A 21,497-nucleotide genomic window follows, 5' to 3' on the forward strand; every position below is an offset into this window, starting at 1 on the left:
TTCCTGTGATGATCCGTACCGAACGGCGCCGCGGCATGGTGGCGGCCGTCGGCGGCGCCGCCGTACTGCTGGCGCTCACTGCCTGCTCGTCCTCGGACAAGGGTTCCGACGCCTCGTCGTCGTCCCCCTCCGCCTCGTCCTCCGCTTCCGCGTCGGCGACCACGCCGAAGGTCACCGGTTCCGTGACCGTGTTCGCGGCGGCGTCGCTGAAGGAGTCCTTCACGACGCTCGGCAAGCAGTTCGAGACCGCGTACCCCGGCACGAAGGTGACGTTCAACTTCGGCGGCAGCGACGTGCTCGCGGCCAGCATCACCTCGGGCGCGCCCGCTGACGTCTTCGCGGCGGCCAGTACGAAGACGATGAAGATCGTCACCGACGCCAAGGACGCGGCGGGCACTCCCGCCACCTTTGTGCGCAACCAGTTGGAGATCGCGACGCTGCCCGGCAACCCGGACAAGATCGCGTCGCTGAAGGACCTGACGAAGTCCGGTCTCAAGGTCGCGCTGTGCGCGAAGACCGTGCCGTGCGGGGCCGCCGCGCAGACGGCGCTGACCGACAGCGGGCTGAAGCTGACGCCGGTCAGCTACGAGCAGGATGTGAAGGCCGCGCTGACGAAGGTGGAGCTGAAGGAGGTCGACGCGGCGGTGGTCTACAAGACCGACGTGAAGGCCGCGGGCGGCAAGGTGCAGGGCGTGGACTTCCCCGAGTCGGCGAAGGCGATCAACACATACCCGATCGTGGAGCTGAAGAACGCGCCCAACGGGACGGCCGCGCAGGCGTTCATCGCGCTGGTGCGGTCCGCCGAGGGCCAGAAGGTGCTCACCGGGGCGGGCTTCCTCAACCCGTGACCGGTCCGGAGCGGCGGGACGCCGCGGCCGGTCCGGGACTTCCCGGGCACCGGCCGCGGCGCCGCTTCGTGCGCAGCCGCGGCGGTGTCCCGCTGCCGTTGCTGCTGCCCGCGCTGATCGCGCTCGTCTTTCTGCTGCTGCCGCTGCTGGCACTGCTGATCCGGGCGCCGTGGCGGAGCCTGCCGTCGCAGCTCACCAGTTCCGAGGTGTGGACGGCGCTGCGGCTGTCGTTGGAGACCGCGACGACGGCGACCGCCGTGTCGCTGGTGTTCGGGGTGCCCCTGGCGTGGCTGCTGGCCCGTACGACGTTTCCCGGCCGCGGTCTGGTGCGCTCGCTGGTGACGCTGCCGCTGGTGCTGCCGCCGGTGGTCGGCGGTGTGGCGCTGCTGCTGGCGCTGGGGCGCAACGGTGTGGTGGGGCGCTGGCTCGACTCGGCGTTCGGCGTCACGCTGCCGTTCACGACGGCCGGTGTGGTGGTGGCGGAGACGTTCGTGGCGATGCCGTTCCTGGTGATCACCGTCGAGGGGACGCTGCGGGCGGCCGACACGCGGTTCGAGGAGGCGGCGGCGACGCTGGGCGCCTCGCGGTTCACCGCCTTCCGCCGGGTCACCCTGCCGATGATCGCACCGGGTGTCGCGGCGGGCGCGGTGCTGGCCTGGGCCAGGGCGCTGGGCGAGTTCGGCGCCACCATCACCTTCGCGGGCAGCTTCCCCGGCCGTACGCAGACAATGCCGCTGGCGGTGTATCTGGCGCTCCAGGACGATCCGGCAGCCGCCATCGCGCTCAGCCTCGTCCTGCTCGCGGTCTCCGTCGCGGTCCTGGCCGGGCTGCGCGAACGCTGGACGGCCGCGTCATGAGACTCGACAAGGGGGACGGGCCCGACGTGCGGGGCGCCGAGGACGACACCGACGGCCTCGACGCGCGTCTCGTCCTGGACCGCGGCGCCTTCCGGCTGGACGTACGGCTGTCGGTGCCGCCCGGCGAGGTGCTGGCGCTGCTCGGTCCGAACGGCGCGGGCAAGACCACCGCGCTGCGTACGCTGGCCGGTCTCGCCCCGCTGTCCGGCGGCCATCTGCGCCTCGACGGACGGACGCTGGAGGAACCGGCGGTACGGCGACGGGTGCCGGCCGAGGACCGGCCGGTCGGTGTGATCTTCCAGGACTATCTGCTCTTCCCGCATCTGACCGCGCTGGACAATGTCGCCTTCGGGCCGCGCTGCCACGGCGCGTCCAAGGCGGACGCGCGGGCGCGGGCGGCGGATCTGCTGGACCGGATGGGGCTCGCGGACCACGCGGGCGTCAAGCCGCGGCGACTGTCCGGCGGACAGGCCCAACGCGTGGCGCTGGCCAGGGCGTTGGCGACCGGGCCGCGGCTGCTGCTGCTCGACGAGCCGCTGGCGGCGCTGGACGCCCGCGCGCGGCTGGACGTACGGGCGGAGCTGCGCCGCCATCTGGCCGCGTTCGAGGCGGTGGCGGTGCTGGTGACGCACGACCCGCTGGACGCGATGGTGCTGGCCGACCGGCTGGTGGTGATCGAGCACGGGCGGGTGGTGCAGGAGGGCACGCCCGCGGAGATCGCCCGCCGTCCGCGTACCGACTACATCGCGCGGCTGGTCGGGCTCAATCTCTACCGGGGCGAGGCCGAGGGGCACACGGTCCGGCTCGGTCCCGAGCTGACCGTGACCGCCACGGAGGAGCTGACGGGGCCCGCCTTCGTGGCCTTCCCGCCGAGCGCGGTCACGCTCTCCACCGACCGGCCGGACTCCAGCGCGCGCAACACCTGGCGGGCCAGGATCTGCGGCCTGGAGTCGCACGGCGACCAGATCCGTGTCGCCCTCACCGGGAGCGCCGACGAACTGCCGCTGACCGCCGACCTGACGGCGGTGTCCGTGGCCGAACTGGGCCTGCACGAGGGCGCGCAGGTGTGGGCGACGGTCAAGGCGGCCCAGACGCACGCCTATCCCGCGTGAGCCGGCCGGGCGGCGGGGCTCAGCGGTACCGACGCGGCGGCCCTCAGCGGGAGTTCGGCGGCGAACCGGCCCCCGGTGTCACGGCCAGCAGATTGCGGGCGATGGTCAGCAGATAGGCGCGGACGGTGGCGCTGCCCGGCTCGATCCGGCCGAGGTGCAGCCAGGCGCGCAGCAGCGTCTCGTGGGCGACGTCCTCGGCCTGTGCTCGGTCGCGCACGTGGCCGAGGGCGAACGACACCAGCATCTCGTAGTGCTCGGTGTGCTGCCCGGTTTCGCGTTCTTCCGGTGTCACCGGTCGTCCCCTCCCCCGGGGGCGGCGCACGCCGCAACCCCTGTGGGAGTAATACGCGACCGGCGCGCGCCGCGTTCATCCGGGGTGGATGTGGCCTCAGGTGGGCGTGGGGCGTACGAGTACGGAGCCGGGCCGCGGCCCGGCTCCGCTCGGGTGTCGGCCGGCCGCGGAGATCAGCCCGGCCGGGGGATCAACTCGGCAGCGTCCACTGCTGGTTGGCGCCCGTGCCGCAGGTCCAGATCTGGAGCCGGGTGCCGTTGGCGCTGCTGGGGCCCGTCGCGTCCAGGCACTTGCCCGACCCGGCGTTCACCAGCGTGCTCCCGCTGCGCGTCCACTTCTGGGCGGCGCTGCCGTTGCAGTCGTAGAGCTGCACCTTGGTGCCGTTGGCCGTGCCCGCCGAGGTGACGTCCATGCACTTGCCGAGGGCCTTGAGTGTGCCGTCGGAACCGACCGCCCAGGTCTGGGCGTTGGTGCCGTTGCAGTCGTAGAGCTGTACGGCCGCGCCGTTGGTGCTGCTGGCGCCCGCGATGTCCACGCACTTGCCGCCATAGCCCTGGATGGCGCCGGTCGGGCCGCCCTGGGGCGGGGTGACCGGGCCGCTCTGGCCCGCCGCCCAGCGGATCTCCTGGATCAGCAACTGGTTCTGCTGGGCGCTGGCGAAGGTGGACGACAGCGCGGTGTTGGTGTCGTAGTTCATCGCGTTGTGCCCGAAGTTGTTGTAGACCATCTTGTAGTTCTTGTTGGTCCACACGATCGGGTAATAGCCGCTGTACCAGGTCTGGTTGGGGTCGGTCCCGATCGGGAACGTCGACTGGTCCATCGAGGCCAGGATGTCGATGTTCGGGTTCTGCCGCAGGTCGTTCTGCCAGCTATACCACTCGCTGACGGACGAGGCGATCGTGCCGGGCAGGCCCGCGGTGGCGGGGTGGTTCGGGTCCTCGATCTTCAGCGTCTCGGCGGTCGGCCCCCAGGTGTTGGACTTGAAGGTGCCGGTGCCGAGGAAGGTCTGGTGGTACCAGGACCAGCCGTTGGACGACGCGTCGTTGTAGGCCGCGACATGGAAGCCGATCCAGCCGCCGCCGTTGTTCATGTAGGTCTGGAACGCGCTCTGCTGGGCCGCGGTCTGCGGGGCGTTGTCGAGGAACATGACCACCTGGTACTGGGCCAGGTTGGCGGTGTTGAGCTGGCTCCAGTCGTTGGTCGAGGTGTAGGAGAAGCCGTACTGCGCCGCGTGCTGCGGGAACCACGCGTTCGCTTCGTGGACGAAGTTGATGTGGGCGGCGTCGTACGTGCCGTCGTAGAAGGCGATCACCTTGAAGTCGGCGGCCTGCGCGGTGTGCGCGGGCCCCGCCTGTACCCCGAGCACCACGGCGAACAGCGCGAACAGCCTCAACAGGGTGCGCGACCAGGGTATTTGTGTACGGGATCTGATCATGTGGGGGACCTTCCTTGTGCGCGACGGTGGGGGACGTGCGCCTGTACCGCGATTGAAAGGTCCAGACTATGTTCATGTCAATGACTCGCGGTCGAATCCTTGACCTAGTAACAGTGTTGACCGGGGGGTGAGTTGTTTTTCGTTCACTTCCTTGACCCAGCCCTTGACGCGGCGGCCCGGTGGGGCGATCCTTCCGAACCAACGGACAAGAAGCTTTCCTTCCACGCACCACCGCATACCTCCCCCTTACCACTGGCCCGTACTCCTCCCCGTCGGGCCCCGTCCGACCCCATCGGCCTCATCCGGCCCCATCGGCCCCATCCGGCCTTCATCAGTTCTCATCGGCCTCATCGGATCCTTCGGACCGCATCGCCCGCGGAGCACGGTGCGCGACCGCGGCGACGCTCACAACCCCGGCGGGGGCCGGGGGGCCGCAGGTCGGGTGCCGGGTGTCCGTTTCGTTCAAGACACCCGGCGCCCGGCCCGCCTAGCGTGGACGGCATGAACACACCCATCACGCCCCGTATCGATCTGATCGGCCTCGTCGTCGCGGACATGGCCGCCTCGCTCGCCTTCTACCGACGCCTGGGCATCGAGCTGCCCGCGGCGGCGGACGGGGAGCCGCACGTCGAGGTCACGCTCCCCGGCGGTCTGCGGCTGGCCTGGGACACCGTGGAGACCGTCCGCTCCTTCGACCCCGGCTGGTCGCCCGCCACCGGCTCCCGTATGTCGCTGGCCTTCGACTGCGGCGCCCCCGAGGGCGTGGACGCGGCCTACGCGGAGCTGACCGAGGCCGGGCACACGGGCCACCTCAAGCCGTGGGACGCCTTCTGGGCCCAGCGCTACGCGGCCGTGTACGACCCGGACGGCAACGCCGTCGACCTCTTCGCCGCTATGCCGGAGCCGTCGGGCGGATGAGCCGCCCGAGTGGCACGCCCGCGAGCGACATGACCTCGCGCGAGAGATGGGCCTGGTCGGCGTAGCCCGCGAGCGCCGCGACCTCCGCGAACGCGGTGCCCCGGCGGGCCAGCTCCAGCGCCCCTTGCAGCCGCAGCACCCGGCCGAGCGTCTTGGGCCCGTAGCCGAACGCGGCCTCGCAGCGGCGGCGCAACTGCCGCTCCCCCAGGCCCGTCTCGGCCGCGATCACGCCCACCGGGCGGCCCGCGGCCAGCGCCCTGGCGACGCCGCCGGGGAGGGGATCGACGGGCCCTGCCGCGCCGAGCCGCGCCACCGCCCAGGCGTCGAGGACGGCGGCGGCGTCCCGGCCGCCCAGCCGGTCCGCCAGCCGGTCCGCCAGCCGTCCGGCGCGCGCCGCAGGCCGCAGCGCGTCCAGCGGCACCCTGCGGTCGCGCAGCTCGCGGGCCGGCACTCCCAGCATCAGCGGGCCGAGCCCCGGCGCGAACCGCAGTCCCGCGTACGAGCCGCCCGGCGGATCGTCGGCGACGAACGCGCGGGTGTCGGGGCCCGCGACCAGCAGGCCGCCGTCGTACCAGATCAGGTCCATGCAGCCGTCGGGCAGCACGCGGTAGGACCCGCCGCCGTTCTCACGGGTCCACACGGTGACGCCCGGCACCGCGGCGGCACGTTCCTCGTACATGCCTCCATGGTGCACCGCGACCCGGCCGCCGGTCCCGCCGAGCCGCCCCGCGCGTCACAGCTCAGGCGGGAAGGGCGGCATCGGCGGCGGGCCCGCGGCGGGCGGCGGAGGCGCGGGCCGGGAGGCCGAGCGGTGCGGGGCCGAGTGCCGGGCGGGCGGGGGCGCCGGAGCCATCGGCGGTACGTCGGGGCGGCGGCGCAGCCGGGACCGCACATCGGCGTGCGGCAGGAATTCCGCCCACCGCTCGGGGTATTCGGCGGGCGGGTCGTCGTCGGGATCGCCGTCCTCGTCGCCGGCGTACGCGGCCCTGCGGGCGGCGGCATGCGCGACGACCTCGGCCGCCGCGGCCTCCCGCAGCCTGGCGTTCTCCTCGCGGGCCGCGGCGGTGGCCAGCGACGGCCACACCCGGTCCACGGCCGCGTTGACGGCCGCGCCGACCAGGACGGCGAAGGCGGACACGCCGATCCACAGCAGGACGGCGACCGGCGCGGCCAGCGAGCCGTAGATCGTCGGTCCCTCGACGGTGTGGGTGAGGTAGATCCGCAGGACGAAGCTGCCGACCACCCACATCAACAGCGCGATCAGCGCGCCGGGCACGTCCTCGTACCAGGCGGAGCGCACCGGCACCGACACGTGGTAGAGCGTGGTGAGGAAGGCGATTGTGGCGAGCAGGACGGCGGGCCAGTACAGCACCGCGACCGCGCCCTCGCCGCCCGGCAGCATGTCGACCACCGCGTCGGGTCCCGCGACGACCAGCGGCAGTACGGCGGCGCCCAGTATCAGCGCGACGACGTACAGCACCAGCGACATCAGCCGGGTCTTGACGATGCCGCGGCGGCCCTCCAGGCCGTACATGATGGTGATGGTGTCCACGAAGACGTTGACCGCGCGGGAGCCCGACCACAGGGCGATCAGGAAGCCGAGCGAGATCAGGTCCGGGCGGCGGCCGTGGAAGACATCGTCGACCAGGGGTTTGACGAGCTGGTTGACGCCCTTGTCGGAGAGCACGGTGGAGGACGCCGTGAGGATGTTGTGCCGGATGTGGTCGATGGTGTCGAGGCCGATGACGGTGTCGACGTAGCCGAGGGCGCCGACCAGGCCGAGCAGCAGCGGCGGCAGTGACAGCAGGACGAAGAAGGCCGCCTCGGCGGCGAGGCCGGTCACCCGGTACTCCATGCAGGAGTTGACGGTGTCCTTCAGCAGCAGCCAAGCGACCTTGCGCTTGGAGACGTTGCGGTACACCACCCGAGCCCGGCGCCACCTGCTCGGGCGACGATGGCCTCTTTCTTCGGCTGCTTGCACCCCCTTACGTTAGCTGCCATGAGCACCCTCACTCACACGGTGACCAATCAGGCTCCGCCGCTGGTCGGCCATGACGTGTACAGCACCGACAGCGCCCTCGTGGAGGCCGTGGCCCGCCACGCCGATCCGGCCGGGCTCGCGGAGATCACGGACGAGTTGAGCGAGCTGGGCAAGGCCGCGGGATCCGCCCAGGCACAGCGCTGGGGCGAGGAGGCGAACGCGTACTCGCCCGTGCTGCGCACCCACGACCGCTACGGCAACCGGATCGACGAGGTGGACTTCCACCCCTCGTACCACCGGCTGCTCGGGCACGCGGTCACCGCCGGTCTCACCGACGCCTGGTCGCGGCCCGACGGGCACCTCAGGCGGGCCGCCGGGTTCCTGGTCTGGTCGCAGGTCGACGCCGGGCACGGCTGTCCGGTGTCGATGACGCACGCGGCGGTGCCCGCGCTGCGCACCGACCCGGCGTTGGCCGCCGAGTGGGAACCGCGGCTCGGGTCGCGGGTCTACGATCCGCGACTGGTCGCGGGCGGCGAGAAGCCGGGCGCGCTGTTCGGAATGGGCATGACGGAGAAGCAGGGCGGCTCCGACGTACGGGCCAACACCACGCACGCCGAGCCGCTGGCGGAGGACGGCGCGTACGCGCTGACCGGGCACAAGTGGTTCTGCTCCGCCCCGATGTCGGACGGCTTCCTCGTCCTGGCGCAGTCGCCGGGAGGGCTGACCTGCTTCCTGCTGCCGCGCGTGCTGCCGGACGGCACCCGTAACGTCTTCGCGATCCAGCGGCTGAAGGACAAGCTCGGCAACCGCTCCAACGCCTCCTCGGAGGTGGAGTTCAGCGGTACGTGGGCGCGGCGGGTCGGCGACGAGGGGCGCGGGGTGGCCACCATCATCGAGATGGTCGCGGCGACCCGTCTCGACTGCGCGCTGGGCTCGGCCGCCCTCATGCGGCAGGCGGTGGCGCAGGCCGTGCACCACGCCACGTACCGCACCGCCTTCGGCGGGCCGCTGGTCGACAAGCCGTTGATGCGCAACGTGCTGGCGGACCTCGCGCTGGAGTCGGAGGCCGCGACGACCACGGCGCTGCGGCTGGCGGCGGCCTGCGACGCGGACACCGAGCAGGAGCGGCACTTCCGGCGGCTGGCGGTGGCCGTCACCAAGTTCTGGGTCACCAAGCGCTGTCCGGTCGTCGCGGCCGAGGCGCTGGAGTGCCTGGGCGGCAACGGCTACGTGGAGGAGTCCGGCATGCCGCGGATCTTCCGCGAGTCGCCGCTGAACTCGGTGTGGGAGGGCTCGGGGAACGTCCAGGCCCTCGACGTGCTGCGCGTCCTCCAGCGGGAGCCGCTGGCCCTCAACGCCTTCCTGGCCGAGCTGGGCCTGGCCCGCGGGGCCGACCACCGCCTCGACGGCGCCGTCAAGGACCTCCTCGGCGAACTCGCCGACCTCGACGGTGTCGAGACCCGCGCCCGCCGCATCGTCGAGCGCATGGCGCTGGTCCTCCAGGGCACCCTCCTGGTCCGCTTCGCGCCCCCCGAGGTCGCCGACGCCTTCTGCGCCTCCCGCCTCGGCCACGACTGGGGCGCCACCTTCGGCACCCTCCCCCACACCCTGGACCTGTCCTCGATCGTCGACCGCGCCCGACCGGTCCAGTCCTAAGGCGCTCGCCCGCCGCGACAGAACGAAAAACGGCGCGGCAGCGGCTGTCCCTCCGCTCGCCCCCCGAAGGGGGAGCAGAAAGGTTTCCGCCGCCGCGCCCACGGAGGGTGGCGCCGCGCCGACTCGGCACCACCCCCGGTCTGTTGGGCCGTCAGGCCGACCGTCCCGGCTGCGCGGGCGGGGGGCTGCCGCGCGCCGGTGACGCCGCGTCACTCTCCGTCGAAGTCGCGTACGCTCGCAATGGTTGCAGCCCGTTGCACAGGTCGTCAGGTCGTGTGGGGACCTCCTGTGGAGGGGAGGGAAATCGCGACGGCCGGGCCCGTACGGCGGCACCATGGGCAGTGGAAGACGGAGAGCACGCAGGGCGGGGGCGACGTGACACACTTTCCGATCCAGGTCGGCCGGAGGGACGCGATGGACGCCCGCGCGTCCGCGCACCTGCTGGCCTCGGTCCGGGAAGCCACTCTTGCGGGTGATGTGCCGCCGAAGCCGCCGCGGCCGGTGATCGGCGAGTCATGGACACGCGCCCTGAGCCGGGGCCTGGACCCGGACACCGGTCGCAACGACGGGCTGCTGGGCGCCGACGAGCTGGAGTACCGGCGGCAGTCCACCCCGCTCGGCGGTCTGCTGCCGCTGCTGCGCGACGGTCTGCACGCGGTCGCGGACGTGGCCGGGCACATCATGATCGTCACCGACGCGGAGGGCCGGGTGCTGTGGCGCGACGGCAGCCTCGCGTCCCGCAAGTCCCTCGCCGACCGGCTGGGCTTCGCCGAGGGCGCGAGCTGGGCCGAGGACGCGGTCGGCACGAACGCGATCGGTACGGCGCTGGTGACCGGCACCCCCCTCCAGGTGCACTCGGCCGAGCACTTCGTGCGCAATCTGCACGGCTGGACCTGCGCCGCGGCCCCGCTGCACGATCCGCGTGACGGACGGCTGCTGGGCGTGGTGAATGTGACCGGTCCCGCCTCCACCGCGCACCCGGCGAATCTGTCGCTGGTCTCCGCGGTGGCCAGGGTCGCCGAGGGCGAACTGCGGGCCAGGCACTGGGCGGCGGTCGAGCGGCTGCGGTCGGTGGCCGCGCCGCTGCTGGCCCGGATGGAGGGCCAGGCGCTGGCCGTCGACCCCAACGGCTGGGTGGCCGCGGTGGCCGGGATGGCGCCGCCGGACCGGCTGCAACTGCCCGCGGCCGTCAGCGCCGGGCAGATGTGGCTGCCCTCGCTCGGCCTGTGCTCGGTGGAGCCGCTGCCGGGCGGCTGGCTGGTCCGGCTCGGCAGCCGCGAGCGGGCGTCGGGCGCGAGCCAGGTGGTGCTGGACGTGAGCCGTCCGCGCAACTGGATGGTGACGGTGAGCGGCGCGGCCGGGAGCTGGGCGCAGCAGCTCAGTCCGCGCCACGCGGAACTGCTGTTCGTGCTCGCGGTGCACCGCGGCGGCAGGACCGCGGCCGAGCTGGCCGCCGACTTGTTCGGCGATCCGAGCCGTACGGTGACGGTGCGCGCGGAGCTGTCCCGGCTGCGGCGGAATCTGGCGGGCGTGCTGGCGCACCGGCCGTACCGCTTCGCCGACGGGGTGAATGTCGAACTCGTCCGTCCGCACCACCCGTTGGACCTCCTCCCGCACTCGCTCGCGCCCGCGGTGCTGGCCGCGCGCCGCTGACCGTACGGCCGCCGGGCGCGGTCGGTCACCGTACGTGCCCGGCCGCATCCGTGTGATGACCATCGAAACGAGTCGGCGGCGCGGCCGTCAGGAGGACGTGTCCGCGCCGTGGGGGCGCGCGGAGCGCGGTACGGGCGCGGGACGGGGGTGAGATCCGGCCACCGGGTGCCCGGTCGCGGCGTCCGGGGCGGGCCCGGGGCGCCCGGCCGCACCGCCTAGGGTGGGCCGTATGAGTACGCCCGTGACCACCTGGTCCCTCGAACTGACCTCGCCCGACGAGCTGCGGGCCGCGGCCGTGCCGCCCGAGGCTTCGGGTGTCCGGATCGTGCGGTCGCAGGTCCCGTCGGCGGAGTTCGGGCGCTTTCTGTATACGGCGGTCGGCGCGGACTGCGAGTGGCGGGACCGGCTGCCGTGGCCGCCGGAGCAGTGGCGGGCGCATCTGGCGCGGCCCGGCACCGAGGTGTGGGTGGCGTACGAGCACGGCACGCCCGCCGGCTATGTGGAGCTGGGGGCGCAGGACGCGGGCGTGGTGGAGATCGTCTACTTCGGGCTGCTGCCGGACTCCAGGGGCCGCGGACTCGGCGGCCATCTGCTGTCCTTCGGCACCGAGCGGGCCTGGGACCTGGGCGACCGCTGGGAGGGAAGGGAACCGACCGAGCGGGTGTGGGTGCACACCTGCTCGCTGGACGGGCCGTACGCGCTGGACAACTACCGGCGGCGCGGCTTCCGGGTGTTCGACACGACGGTCGCCGCTTCCCCGTCCACTCCACCGGGCGCGTGACCGTCCGCGCGACGGTCGCGCCGGGCGGGGCGTGACCGACGCCACAGTTTCTCACCTGGTGAGATTATCTGGTCCACATAATGGATGGCGGTGGACTCTCCGGAGACCCGCATGCCACGCTTTCGTCATGTCACGCACTGGAATCGCCTTGGTAGGTCGGCCGCACGTCGACTTCTGCCGCGTGTCCAGCGCCATCTGTCCGGCGGTCTGACCGACTTAGCTCCGCTCCCCGCCATCCCCGTCGTCGTGGATGCCCGGGAGTCCCCGGCCGCCTCGCTGTGTTTCACAGCCCTGCGTTTTCCCAGGCCATAGGGTGCTCCCGCGCGTAATCGACCGTATTCGAGCCTGCCCGAAGGACGCATCGCCATGGCTTCCACCCCTGACCTGCCCCAGACTCCGGCCGGAGACGCCGCCGCCGGGGCTGCCGCGTCGCACCGCAAGGCCGGACGGCACCGCGGTGAGGGCCAGTGGGCCATGGGGCACTTCACGCCGCTCAACGGCAACGAGCAGACCAAGAAGGACGACGACGGTCTCAATGTGCGGACACGCATTGAGACGATCTACTCCAAGGCCGGATTCCAGTCCATCGACGGCGCCGACCTGCGCGGACGGATGCGCTGGTACGGGCTGTACACGCAGCGCCGCCCCGGGATCGACGGCGGCAGGACCGCCATCCTGGAGCCGGAGGAGCTGGACGACGAGTTCTTCATGATGCGGGTCAGGATCGACGGCGGCCGGCTGACCGTGGCCCAGCTCCGGGTGATCGGCGAGATCTCGCAGGAGTTCGCCCGCGGCACCGCCGACCTCACCGACCGGCAGAACATCCAGTACCACTGGATCCGGATCGAGGACGTACCGGAGATCTGGCGCCGCCTGGAGGCGGTCGGCCTGTCCACCATGGAGGCGTGCGGCGACACGCCCCGCGTCATCCTCGGCTCGCCCGTCGCGGGCATCGCCGAGGACGAGATCATCGACGGCACCACCGCGATCGACGAGATCCACGACCGCTACATCGGCAGCAAGGAATTCTCCAACCTGCCACGGAAGTTCAAGACCGCGGTCTCCGGCTCGCCGCTGCTGGACGTGGCGCACGAGATCAACGACATCGCCTTCGTCGGCGTCCGGCACCCCGAGCACGGCCCCGGCTTCGACCTGTGGGTCGGCGGCGGGCTGTCCACCAACCCCAAGCTCGGTGTGCGGCTGGGCGCCTGGGTGCCGCTGGACGAGGTGCCCGAGGTGTGGGCGGGCGTCATCGGCATCTTCCGCGACTACGGCTACCGACGGCTGCGCGCCCGCGCCCGGCTGAAGTTCCTGGTCGCCGACTGGGGTCCGGAGAAGTTCCGCCAGGTGCTCCAGGACGACTACCTCAAGCGCGAGCTGACCGACGGCCCGGCGCCCGACCAGCCGGTGCAGCAGTGGCGCGACCACATCGGCGTGCACCGGCAGCAGGACGACCGCTTCTACGTCGGCTTCGCCTCGCGGGTCGGCCGGATCGACGGCGCGACGCTGACGAAGATCTCCGAACTGGCCGCCGAGCACGGCTCCGACCGGCTGCGGACCACCGTCGACCAGAAGATGCTCGTCCTGGACGTCGAGGAGTCCCGGGTCGAGTCGCTGGTCGCGGGTCTGGAGTCGCTGGACCTCCAGGTCACGCCGTCGCCCTTCCGGCGCGGCACCATGGCCTGCACCGGAATCGAATTCTGCAAGCTCGCCATCGTGGAGACCAAGGCGCGCGGCGCCTCGCTCATCGACGAACTGGAGCGGCGGCTGCCGGACTTCGACGAGCCGGTCACCATCAACATCAACGGCTGCCCCAACTCCTGCGCCCGTATCCAGGTCGCGGACATCGGTCTCAAGGGGCAGCTCGTCACCGACGCCGACGGCGAGCAGGTCGAGGGCTTCCAGGTGCACCTGGGCGGCAGCCTCGGCCTGGAGGCGGGCTTCGGCCGCAAGGTCCGCGGTCTGAAGGTCACTTCGGCGGAGCTGCCGGACTACGTGGAGCGTGTGCTCACCCGCTTCCAGGCCGGTCGCACCGACGGCGAGCGCTTCGCGCAGTGGGCGGCGCGCGCCTCCGCGGAGGAGCTGTCATGAGCGAGCGGGCCGCGCCGTTCTACTGCCCCTACTGCGGGGACGAGGACCTGCGTCCGTCCGAGGAAGGCCACGGTGCGTGGGAATGCCACGCCTGCAATCGCGCATTCACGCTGAAGTTCCTCGGGCTGCTGTCCAGGGGAACGACCGCCAACTCCCCGCATGGAGGCGCCTCGTGACCACCGCACAGCACACCGCCGAGGACTTGCGCACCCTGGCCGAGCAGGCGGGCCGCGACCTGGAGGAGGCGTCCGCGCTCGACGTGCTGCGCTGGGCCGCCGACACCTTCGGGCCGCGGTTCTGCGTGACGTCCTCGATGGAGGACGCCGTGGTCGCGCACCTCGCCTCGCGGGCGCTGCCCGGCGTGGACGTGGTCTTCCTCGACACCGGCTACCACTTCCCCGAGACCATCGGCACGCGTGACGCGGTCGCGGCCGTGATGGACGTCAACGTCATCACGATCAGCCCGCGGCAGACCGTCGCCGAGCAGGACGCCGAGTACGGGCCGAAGCTGCACGACCGCGACCCCGACCGGTGCTGCGCGCTGCGCAAGGTCGCTCCGCTGGAGGAGGGTCTGCGCGGCTACGAGGCGTGGGCGACGGGCCTGCGCCGCGACGAGTCGCCGACCCGGGCCGACACCCCGGTGGTGTCCTGGGACGAGAAGCGGCGGAAGGTCAAGATCGCGCCGATCGCCCGCTGGACGCAGGACGACGTGGAGGCGTACGTCGCCGAGCACGGTGTCCTCACCAACCCGCTGCTGACGGACGGTTACGCCTCGGTGGGCTGCGCTCCGTGCACCCGCCGGGTGCTGGAGGGCGAGGACGCCCGCGCCGGCCGCTGGGCGGGCCTGGGCAAGACCGAGTGCGGGATCCACCTGTGACGGCCGGTCAGGCGGGGACCGGTGCCACGAAGACCGGCCCCACGCAGACCGGCGCGGTGACGACCGAGGCAGTGACGACCAGTCAGGAGTTGGGGATGACCACCGGCGCCACCGTCTGGCTCACCGGTCTGCCGAGCGCGGGCAAGACCACCATCGCCTACGCGCTCGCCGAGCGGCTGCGCGCGCAGGGCCGCCGGGTCGAGGTGCTCGACGGCGACGAGATCCGCGAATTCCTCTCCGCGGGCCTCGGCTTCAGCCGCGAGGACCGGCACACCAATGTGCAGCGCATCGGCTTCGTCGCCGAACTCCTCGCCTCGCACGGCGTGTTGGCGCTCGTCCCGGTCATCGCGCCGTACGCCGACAGCCGCGAGGCCGTCCGCAAGCGCCACCAGCAGCAGGGCACCGGCTATGTCGAGGTGCATGTCGCGACACCGGTCGAGGTCTGCTCGGTGCGTGACGTCAAGGGCCTGTACGCCAAGCAGGCCGCGGGTGAACTGACCGGTCTGACCGGCGTGGACGACCCGTACGAGATCCCGGCCGACCCCGATCTGCGGATCGAGACCCAGGGCCGCACGGTCGAGGAGTCGGCTTCCGTACTGCACGCGCTGCTTGTCGAGAAGGGGCTCACCATATGACCGCCGCCGTCGCGCACTCCGGAAGCACGGACAGCCCGTACGCCCTCTCGCACCTGGACGCGCTGGAGTCCGAGGCCGTGCACATCTTCCGGGAGGTGGCGGGCGAGTTCGAGCGGCCGGTGATCCTCTTCTCCGGCGGCAAGGACTCGATCGTCATGCTGCACCTGGCGCTGAAGGCGTTCGCGCCCGCAGCGGTGCCGTTCTCGCTGCTGCACGTGGACACCGGGCACAACTTCCCCGAGGTGCTGGAGTTCCGGGACCGTACGGTCGCCGAGCACGGCCTTCGGCTGCATGTCGCGATGGTGCAGGAGTACATCGACGACGGGCGGCTGCGCGAGCGCCCCGACGGCACCCGCAACCCCCTCCAGACGGTGCCGCTGACCGATGCCATCAGGGAGCACCGCTTCGACGCGGTGTTCGGCGGCGGTCGGCGCGACGAGGAGAAGGCGCGGGCCAAGGAGCGGGTGTTCTCGCTGCGCGACGAGTTCTCGCAGTGGAATCCGCGCCGCCAGCGCCCCGAGCTGTGGCAGCTCTACAACGGCAAGCACGCGCCGGGCGAGCACGTACGGGTCTTCCCGCTGTCCAACTGGACCGAGCTGGACGTGTGGCAGTACATCGCCCGCGAGAAGATCGCGCTGCCCGAGATCTACTTCGCGCACGAGCGCGAGGTGTTCAACCGGTCGGGGATGTGGCTGACCGCGGGTGAGTGGGGCGGCCCGAAGGCCGGTGAGCCGGTGGAGACCCGACAGGTGCGCTACCGCACGGTCGGCGACATGTCCTGCACGGGCGCCGTCGACTCCGCCGCCACCACGCTCGACGCGGTGATCACCGAGATCGCCGCCTCCCGGCTGACCGAGCGGGGCGCGACCCGCGCCGACGACAAGATGTCGGAAGCCGCGATGGAAGACCGCAAGCGCGAGGGGTACTTCTAACCATGACCGCCACCACGGGTCCCACCAACCCCCTCACCGCCGAGCAGTTGTCGGCCACCACGCTGCTGCGCTTCGCCACCGCGGGCTCCGTCGACGACGGCAAGTCCACGCTGGTGGGGCGGCTGCTGCACGACTCCAAGTCGGTGCTCACCGACCAACTGGAGGCGGTCGAGCGGGCGTCGCTCGGCCGCGGCCAGGAGGCCCCGGACCTGGCGCTGCTCACCGACGGCCTGCGGGCCGAGCGCGAGCAGGGCATCACCATCGACGTCGCCTACCGCTACTTCGCCACCGCGCGGCGGCGGTTCATCCTCGCCGACACCCCGGGCCATGTGCAGTACACCCGCAACATGGTCACCGGCGCCTCGACGGCGGAGCTGGCCGTGGTGCTGGTCGACGCCCGCAACGGCGTGATCGAGCAGACCCGGCGGCACGGGGCCGTCGCGGCCCTGCTGCGCGTCCCGCACGTGGTGCTCGCGGTCAACAAGATGGATCTGGTGGACTACGCGGAGCCCGTGTTCGCCGCCATCGCCGAGGAGTTCACCTCCTACGCGGCCTCGCTGGGCGTCCCGGAGATCACCGCGATCCCGATCTCCGCGCTGGCCGGTGACAATGTCGTCGAGCCGTCCGCGCACATGGACTGGTACGGCGGCCCGACCGTACTGGAGCACCTGGAGACGGTCCCGGTCAGCCACGACCTGACCGGCTGCCCTGCGCGGTTCCCCGTGCAGTACGTGATCAGGCCGCAGACCGCGGAGCACCCGGACTACCGCGGTTACGCGGGCCAGATCGTCTCGGGGCTGCTGCGCGTCGGCGACGCGGTGACGGTGCTGCCGTCGGGCCGTACCACCACGATCTCCGGGATCGACGCGCTCGGTGAGGCCGTCGACACCGCGTGGGCGCCGCAGTCGGTGACGGTGCTGCTCGCCGACGACCTGGACATCTCGCGCGGCGACATGATCGCGCCGACCGCGACGGCGCCCGCGATCACCCAGGACATCAGGGCCACGGTGTGCCATCTGCACGAGCGTCCGCTGCGGATCGGCGACCGCGTACTGCTCAAGCACACCACCCGGACGGTGAAGGCGATCGTCAAGGGCCTGCCGTACCGGATCGACCTCTCGCACGGTCTCGCGCACGACAACGAGCCCGCCGAGCTGGAGGTCAACGACATCGGAGCGGTGCTGCTGCGCACCGCGGAGCCGCTGCCGGTGGACGCGTACGCGGACTCCCGGCTGACCGGTTCCTTCCTGCTGATCGACCCGGCGGACGGTACGACGCTGACCGCGGGCATGGCGGGCGAGGCGTTCGCCGAGAAGACGGATCCGGCCGCGGGTGGCGCGGCCGACGACGAGGGTTGGGACTTCTGACGATGACTCAGGATGCCTTCTCGGGTTTCGCGAAGGAGGGCGGCCGCGTCGGCAGCGGCTCGCTCGGCGCGGGTACGGGCGGGGTCGCACGATGTGTGGGCTGACGCGCCCGGCCGCGGACCACGGGCACGCCGTGACCGCCGCCGTACCCCAGCGCCGCGCACAGCGGCCCCCGTTGCACCGCTTTCGAAGACCTGACGAACTTCCGGCCGCGCCCTGACAACGAGCGCGACACGCCGGGCCTTACGAGAGGACACCCACGTGTCTGCCCAGTCCCGTCCCGTATCCCGCGCCCTCCGCCGCCGCAGACTCACCGCCGCGGCCGCCGCCCTGCCGATCCTGTTCGGCGCTCTCGCCGCCTGCGGCTACGGCTCCAACGACGACAAGTCGAGTGACGCGACGACCGCGCCGGCCGCCAGTGCCGGTGCCGACGCGAAGAAGCTCTCCGCCGACCAGGTCAGGATCGGCTACTTCCCGAACCTGACGCACGCCACCCCGCTGGTCGGCCTCAAGGAAGGCATCTTCCAGAAGGAACTGGGCGCCACCACGGTCAAGGAACTGACCTTCAACGCGGGCCCCGAGGAGATCGAGGCGCTCAACGCCGGTTCCATCGACATCGGCTGGATCGGCCCCTCCCCCGCGATCAACGGCTACACCAAGTCGAACGGCGCCAGCCTGAAGATCATCTCGGGTTCGGCGTCCGGCGGTGTGAAGCTCGTCGTCAACCCCGACAAGATCAAGTCGCTGGACGACGTCAAGGGCAAGAAGATCGCCACCCCGCAGCTCGGCAACACCCAGGACGTGGCGCTGCTGAACTGGATCAAGTCCAAGGGCTGGAAGGTCGACGCGCAGAGCGGCAAGGGCGATGTGTCGGTGGTCCGCACCGACAACAAGATCACCCCCGACGCGTACAAGCAGGGCTCCATCGACGGCGCGTGGGTGCCGGAGCCCACCGCGTCGAAGCTGGTCGCCGAGGGCGCGAAGGTGCTGCTGGACGAGAGCACGCTGTGGCCCGACAACAAGTTCGTGATCACCAATGTGATCGTGTCGCAGAAGTTCCTCAAGGCGCACCCGGACGTGGTCGAGGCGGTGCTGCGCGGTTCGGTGAACACCAACGCGTGGATCGCGGCCAACTCCGACAAGGCCAAGGCGGACGCGAACGACCAGCTCAAGAAGCTGACGCAGAAGGCGCTTCCGGCCAACGTCCTCGACCCGGCCTGGAAGTCCATCCAGGTGCTGGACGACCCGCTGGCGAAGACCGCGGGCGAGGAGGCGCAGCACGCCGTGGACGCCGGTCTGCTCAAGGCGCCGAAGCTCAACGGGCTGTACGACCTGACGCTGCTCAACAAGGTGCTCACGGCGGACGGCAAGCCGACGGTGGACGCCGCGGGGCTCGGCGCTCAGTAGCCCCGCCCGCGACACCCCCGACGACCCGTAACGGCGTCAACCGCACCCGCCCCCGTAGGACCCCAGGAGGTGACACCCATGGCCGACACCCTCACCAGTGCCGACGCGCAGACCGCGGAGCCCGAGGCGTACGCCGCGCGGCTCGACCATGTGTCGAAGGCGTTCGGCAGGCCCGGCGCCCGGCAACTCGTGCTGGACGACATCACGCTCGACGTGCGGCCCGGTGAGTTCGTCTGCCTCCTGGGGGCCTCGGGGTGCGGCAAGTCCACCCTGCTCAATCTGGTCGCCGGACTCGACAAGCCGTCCGCGGGCGCCATCGCGGCGCCCGGCGGGCGCCCCGCCCTGATGTTCCAGGAACACGCGCTGTTCCCGTGGCTGACGGCGGGCAAGAACATCGAACTGGCCCTGCGGCTGCGGGGCGTACCCCGTGAGGAGCGCCGCCCCGAGGCCGAGCGGCTGCTGGACCTCGTACGGCTCGGCGGCGCGTACGGCAAGCGGGTGCACGAGCTGTCCGGCGGTATGCGGCAGCGCGTGGCACTGGCCCGCGCGCTCGCGCAGGACAGCCAACTGCTGCTGATGGACGAGCCGTTCGCGGCGCTGGACGCCATCACCCGCGATGTGCTGCACGACGAGCTGACCCGGATCTGGTCCGAGACCGACCTGTCGGTGCTGTTCGTGACGCACAACGTGCGGGAGGCGGTACGGCTCGCCGAGCGGGTCGTGCTGATGTCGTCGCGGCCGGGGCGGATCGCCCGTGAGTGGACCATCGACATCCCGCAGCCGCGCCGTATCGAGGACGCGGCCGTCGCGGACCTGTCCGTCGAGATCACCGAAGAACTGCGTGGGGAGATCCGCCGCCATGGCCAGCACTGAGACGTCCGCGCAAGGCGCCGTCCCGCTCGGGAAGACGGACGAGCCGGGCGCCGCGGACCGGCACGACCTGTCAGGGCTCGAAGCGGGCCTCGACGCGCTGGAGACCGTCGAGGTCCGGCGGGCGCCCTTCTGGGAGATCCTGTTCAAGAAGGTGCTGCCGCCGGTCACCGCGATCCTGCTGGTGCTGGTGGTCTGGCAGCTCGCGGTGTGGGGCGGTTTCTCCGACCCGACGAAGCTGCCCAGCCCGCACGCCGTCGGCCAGGCGCTGTCCGAGCGGTGGAACGAGGGCGACCTGCTCTCCATCATCTGGACCAGCGTGCAGCGCGGCCTGCTCGGCTTCGTCGCCGCGCTGGCCATCGGCACCCCGCTGGGCCTGCTGGTGGCCCGTGTGCCGTTCGTACGGGCGGCGATCGGCCCGATCCTGTCCGGGCTCCAGTCGCTGCCGTCGGTGGCGTGGGTGCCCGCCGCGGTGATCTGGCTGGGCATCAACGACTCGGCGATGTACACGGTGATCCTGCTGGGCGCGGTGCCGTCGATCGCCAACGGCCTGGTGTCCGGCATCGACCAGGTGCCGCCGCTGTACCTGCGCGCGGGCCGCACCATCGGCGCGACCGGCCTGCGCGGCGCCTGGTTCATCCTGCTGCCCGCCGCGCTGCCCGGTTACGTCGCGGGCCTCAAGCAGGGCTGGGCGTTCTCCTGGCGCTCCCTGATGGCCGCCGAACTCATCGCGTCCTCACCGGACTTGGGCGTCGGCCTCGGCCGCTACCTGGAGAACATGCGCGAGGGTTCCGACATGGCCGGGGTCTTCCTCGGCATCCTGCTGATCCTGTTCGTCGGCATCGCCATCGACCAGATCATCTTCAGCCCGCTGGAGCGCTGGGTGCTGCGCAGCCGCGGCCTGACCGCCGGGGCCCAGCAGTAGTGCGCCCCGCCGCCCGGCCCCCCTTGGTCGTCATCGCGCACGGTTCCCGCGACCCGCGGCACGCCGAGACCGTGCGCGCGCTGACCCGGCGGGTCAGGGCGGCGCGGCCGGGTCTGCGGGTCGAGACCGGCTTCCTGGACTTCAGCGCCCCCTCGGTGCCCCAGGTGCTGGAACGGCTCGCGGCCGAGGGCGTACGGGAGACCGTCGCCCTTCCGCTGCTGCTGACCCGCGCCTTCCACGCCAAGGCCGACATCCCCGCCGTACTGCGGGACGCCCCCTCCCGGCTGCGGATCACGCAGGCCGACGTGCTCGGCCCGTCGCCGCTGCTGGTCGCCACCTTGGAGCGGCGGCTGACGGAGGCCGGGCTGCGGCCGGGCGACCGTGCCTCGACCGGTGTCGTGCTGGCCTCCGCGGGCTCCACCGACCCGGAGGCCAGGGCGGTGATCGCCGCCATCGCGCGGGAGTGGCGGCGCACCGGATGGCGCGCCGTGCGGCCCGCGTTCGCCTCCGCCGCCCTGCCGCGCACCGAGGACGCCGTACGCGCGCTGCGCGCCGAGGGCGTCCGCCGGATCGCCGTGGCCCCGTACGTCATCGCGCCGGGCTTCCTGCCCGACCGGATCGCCCGCGGCGCGCGGGAGGCGGGCGCCGACCTGCTCGCGCCGGTGCTCGGCGCCGCGCCGGAGCTGGCCGAACTGCTGCTGCGCCGGTACGACGAGGCGCTGCTGCCCGCGCGCCGACTGGTGTCGGTGTAAGGGCCAACTTCCCGGTCATGGTGGGGTTGTCCCCACCCTTGAGGGGGAGCCCGCCCTCCCGGAAGTCACCAGCAGGCCGGATGGGTCGGCACCCCGAGTCCCCATAGC

General features: G+C 72.1%; 22 protein-coding genes. 18 read left to right on the forward strand and 4 right to left on the reverse strand.

Annotated elements, in window-relative coordinates; all coding sequences use genetic code 11:
• Window positions 1-8 precede the first annotated feature (8 nt).
• From modA to ACFZBB_RS10280, 3 genes are read left to right on the forward strand one after another with little or no spacing between them, the layout of a single operon-like run.
• Window positions 9-848 (forward strand): molybdate ABC transporter substrate-binding protein, encoded by an 840-nt coding sequence (gene modA / locus ACFZBB_RS10270; protein WP_391119797.1) that lies wholly within the window; start codon window positions 9-11, stop codon window positions 846-848.
• Window positions 845-1,705, forward strand: coding sequence for an ABC transporter permease (locus ACFZBB_RS10275; RefSeq protein WP_391119799.1), 861 nt, complete (start codon window positions 845-847; stop codon window positions 1,703-1,705). Before modA ends, ACFZBB_RS10275 begins: the two co-directional genes overlap by 4 nt.
• Window positions 1,702-2,817, forward strand: a complete 1,116-nt coding sequence (locus ACFZBB_RS10280; protein ID WP_391119801.1) for an ATP-binding cassette domain-containing protein — start codon at window positions 1,702-1,704, stop codon at window positions 2,815-2,817. The genes ACFZBB_RS10275 and ACFZBB_RS10280 overlap by 4 nt, the downstream gene beginning before the upstream one ends.
• A 43-nt stretch (window positions 2,818-2,860) precedes the next feature.
• Here the strand turns inward: ACFZBB_RS10280 and ACFZBB_RS10285 are convergent, their stop codons facing one another.
• Both ACFZBB_RS10285 and ACFZBB_RS10290 read right to left on the reverse strand, forming a co-directional pair.
• Entirely contained in the window at window positions 2,861-3,109 is a 249-nt protein-coding gene (locus ACFZBB_RS10285; protein ID WP_355338762.1) for a sigma factor, read from the reverse strand.
• Window positions 3,110-3,299: 190 nt separating this feature from the next.
• Window positions 3,300-4,544 (reverse strand): ThuA domain-containing protein, encoded by a 1,245-nt coding sequence (locus ACFZBB_RS10290; RefSeq protein WP_391119803.1) that lies wholly within the window; start codon window positions 4,542-4,544, stop codon window positions 3,300-3,302.
• 501 nt (window positions 4,545-5,045) lie between these two features.
• Between ACFZBB_RS10290 and ACFZBB_RS10295 the strand changes: the two genes are divergently transcribed.
• Entirely contained in the window at window positions 5,046-5,462 is a 417-nt protein-coding gene (locus tag ACFZBB_RS10295) for a VOC family protein (RefSeq protein WP_391119805.1), read from the forward strand.
• On the opposite strand, the gene ACFZBB_RS10300 is transcribed toward ACFZBB_RS10295, so the two are convergent.
• Together ACFZBB_RS10300 and ACFZBB_RS10305 are read right to left on the reverse strand one after the other, a co-directional pair.
• On the reverse strand, window positions 5,437-6,141 hold the full coding sequence (locus ACFZBB_RS10300) for a helix-turn-helix domain-containing protein (protein ID WP_391119808.1): 705 nt from the start codon (window positions 6,139-6,141) through the stop codon (window positions 5,437-5,439). The genes ACFZBB_RS10295 and ACFZBB_RS10300 overlap by 26 nt on opposite strands.
• Before the next feature lie 54 nt (window positions 6,142-6,195).
• The gene (locus ACFZBB_RS10305) at window positions 6,196-7,443 is read right to left on the reverse strand and encodes a YhjD/YihY/BrkB family envelope integrity protein (protein ID WP_391119810.1); all 1,248 of its coding nucleotides are present in this window, start codon (window positions 7,441-7,443) and stop codon (window positions 6,196-6,198) included.
• Between the two features lie 18 nt (window positions 7,444-7,461).
• On the opposite strand from ACFZBB_RS10305, the gene ACFZBB_RS10310 reads away from it, so the two are divergent.
• From ACFZBB_RS10310 to ACFZBB_RS10375, 14 genes are all read left to right on the forward strand, one after another.
• Window positions 7,462-9,099: an acyl-CoA dehydrogenase family protein gene (locus tag ACFZBB_RS10310; protein WP_391119812.1), complete on the forward strand. Its 1,638-nt coding sequence runs from the start codon at window positions 7,462-7,464 to the stop codon at window positions 9,097-9,099.
• 375 nt (window positions 9,100-9,474) lie between these two features.
• The gene (locus tag ACFZBB_RS10315; protein WP_391119814.1) at window positions 9,475-10,752 is read left to right on the forward strand and encodes a GAF domain-containing protein; all 1,278 of its coding nucleotides are present in this window, start codon (window positions 9,475-9,477) and stop codon (window positions 10,750-10,752) included.
• A gap of 229 nt (window positions 10,753-10,981) precedes the next feature.
• Window positions 10,982-11,533: a GNAT family N-acetyltransferase gene (locus tag ACFZBB_RS10320; RefSeq protein ID WP_391119816.1), complete on the forward strand. Its 552-nt coding sequence runs from the start codon at window positions 10,982-10,984 to the stop codon at window positions 11,531-11,533.
• A 127-nt stretch (window positions 11,534-11,660) separates the two neighbouring features.
• On the forward strand, window positions 11,661-11,744 hold the full coding sequence (locus ACFZBB_RS10325) for a putative leader peptide (protein ID WP_355338823.1): 84 nt from the start codon (window positions 11,661-11,663) through the stop codon (window positions 11,742-11,744).
• Window positions 11,745-11,899: 155 nt separating this feature from the next.
• Window positions 11,900-13,624 carry a nitrite/sulfite reductase gene (locus ACFZBB_RS10330; protein WP_391119818.1) on the forward strand — a complete coding sequence of 575 codons (1,725 nt, stop codon included), beginning with the start codon at window positions 11,900-11,902 and terminating at the stop codon, window positions 13,622-13,624.
• Window positions 13,621-13,800: a hypothetical protein gene (locus ACFZBB_RS10335; RefSeq protein ID WP_355338738.1), complete on the forward strand. Its 180-nt coding sequence runs from the start codon at window positions 13,621-13,623 to the stop codon at window positions 13,798-13,800. Before ACFZBB_RS10330 ends, ACFZBB_RS10335 begins: the two co-directional genes overlap by 4 nt.
• Complete coding sequence (locus ACFZBB_RS10340; RefSeq protein WP_188282347.1) at window positions 13,797-14,501, forward strand: phosphoadenylyl-sulfate reductase; 705 nt, start codon at window positions 13,797-13,799, stop codon at window positions 14,499-14,501. The genes ACFZBB_RS10335 and ACFZBB_RS10340 overlap by 4 nt, the downstream gene beginning before the upstream one ends.
• 95 nt (window positions 14,502-14,596) lie before the next feature.
• Window positions 14,597-15,136 (forward strand): adenylyl-sulfate kinase, encoded by a 540-nt coding sequence (gene cysC / locus ACFZBB_RS10345; protein WP_391120141.1) that lies wholly within the window; start codon window positions 14,597-14,599, stop codon window positions 15,134-15,136.
• Entirely contained in the window at window positions 15,133-16,068 is a 936-nt protein-coding gene (gene cysD / locus ACFZBB_RS10350) for a sulfate adenylyltransferase subunit CysD (protein WP_391119821.1), read from the forward strand. The genes cysC and cysD overlap by 4 nt, the downstream gene beginning before the upstream one ends.
• Before the next feature lie 2 nt (window positions 16,069-16,070).
• A complete protein-coding gene (locus tag ACFZBB_RS10355; RefSeq protein ID WP_391119823.1) occupies window positions 16,071-17,435 on the forward strand; it encodes a GTP-binding protein in 1,365 nt (454 codons plus the stop codon).
• Window positions 17,436-17,696: 261 nt separating this feature from the next.
• Window positions 17,697-18,842, forward strand: coding sequence for an aliphatic sulfonate ABC transporter substrate-binding protein (locus tag ACFZBB_RS10360; protein ID WP_391119825.1), 1,146 nt, complete (start codon window positions 17,697-17,699; stop codon window positions 18,840-18,842).
• Window positions 18,843-18,920: 78 nt separating this feature from the next.
• The gene (locus tag ACFZBB_RS10365; RefSeq protein WP_355338723.1) at window positions 18,921-19,715 is read left to right on the forward strand and encodes an ABC transporter ATP-binding protein; all 795 of its coding nucleotides are present in this window, start codon (window positions 18,921-18,923) and stop codon (window positions 19,713-19,715) included.
• Complete coding sequence (locus tag ACFZBB_RS10370) at window positions 19,702-20,637, forward strand: ABC transporter permease (protein WP_188282352.1); 936 nt, start codon at window positions 19,702-19,704, stop codon at window positions 20,635-20,637. The genes ACFZBB_RS10365 and ACFZBB_RS10370 overlap by 14 nt, the downstream gene beginning before the upstream one ends.
• Window positions 20,637-21,389: a CbiX/SirB N-terminal domain-containing protein gene (locus ACFZBB_RS10375; protein ID WP_391119828.1), complete on the forward strand. Its 753-nt coding sequence runs from the start codon at window positions 20,637-20,639 to the stop codon at window positions 21,387-21,389. Before ACFZBB_RS10370 ends, ACFZBB_RS10375 begins: the two co-directional genes overlap by 1 nt.
• The last annotated feature ends 108 nt before the right edge of the window (window positions 21,390-21,497 follow it).

Source organism: Streptomyces sp. NPDC008139, from assembly GCF_042957025.1.
GTDB lineage: Bacteria > Actinomycetota > Actinomycetes > Streptomycetales > Streptomycetaceae > Actinacidiphila.

Bases quoted from the DNA above. Each gene is read 5' to 3' on its own strand.
- modA (WP_391119797.1), top strand. From the start codon at position 9: ATGATCCGTACCGAACGGCGCCGCGGCATGGTGGCGGCCGTCGGCGGC.
- ACFZBB_RS10280 (WP_391119801.1), top strand. From the start codon at position 1,702: ATGAGACTCGACAAGGGGGACGGGCCCGACGTGCGGGGCGCCGAGGAC.
- ACFZBB_RS10290 (WP_391119803.1), bottom strand. From the start codon at position 4,544: ATGATCAGATCCCGTACACAAATACCCTGGTCGCGCACCCTGTTGAGG.
- ACFZBB_RS10295 (WP_391119805.1), top strand. From the start codon at position 5,046: ATGAACACACCCATCACGCCCCGTATCGATCTGATCGGCCTCGTCGTC.
- ACFZBB_RS10300 (WP_391119808.1), bottom strand. From the start codon at position 6,141: ATGTACGAGGAACGTGCCGCCGCGGTGCCGGGCGTCACCGTGTGGACC.
- ACFZBB_RS10310 (WP_391119812.1), top strand. From the start codon at position 7,462: ATGAGCACCCTCACTCACACGGTGACCAATCAGGCTCCGCCGCTGGTC.
- ACFZBB_RS10320 (WP_391119816.1), top strand. From the start codon at position 10,982: ATGAGTACGCCCGTGACCACCTGGTCCCTCGAACTGACCTCGCCCGAC.
- ACFZBB_RS10325 (WP_355338823.1), top strand. From the start codon at position 11,661: ATGTCACGCACTGGAATCGCCTTGGTAGGTCGGCCGCACGTCGACTTC.
- ACFZBB_RS10330 (WP_391119818.1), top strand. From the start codon at position 11,900: ATGGCTTCCACCCCTGACCTGCCCCAGACTCCGGCCGGAGACGCCGCC.
- ACFZBB_RS10335 (WP_355338738.1), top strand. From the start codon at position 13,621: ATGAGCGAGCGGGCCGCGCCGTTCTACTGCCCCTACTGCGGGGACGAG.
- cysC (WP_391120141.1), top strand. From the start codon at position 14,597: ATGACCACCGGCGCCACCGTCTGGCTCACCGGTCTGCCGAGCGCGGGC.
- cysD (WP_391119821.1), top strand. From the start codon at position 15,133: ATGACCGCCGCCGTCGCGCACTCCGGAAGCACGGACAGCCCGTACGCC.
- ACFZBB_RS10355 (WP_391119823.1), top strand. From the start codon at position 16,071: ATGACCGCCACCACGGGTCCCACCAACCCCCTCACCGCCGAGCAGTTG.
- ACFZBB_RS10365 (WP_355338723.1), top strand. From the start codon at position 18,921: ATGGCCGACACCCTCACCAGTGCCGACGCGCAGACCGCGGAGCCCGAG.
- ACFZBB_RS10370 (WP_188282352.1), top strand. From the start codon at position 19,702: ATGGCCAGCACTGAGACGTCCGCGCAAGGCGCCGTCCCGCTCGGGAAG.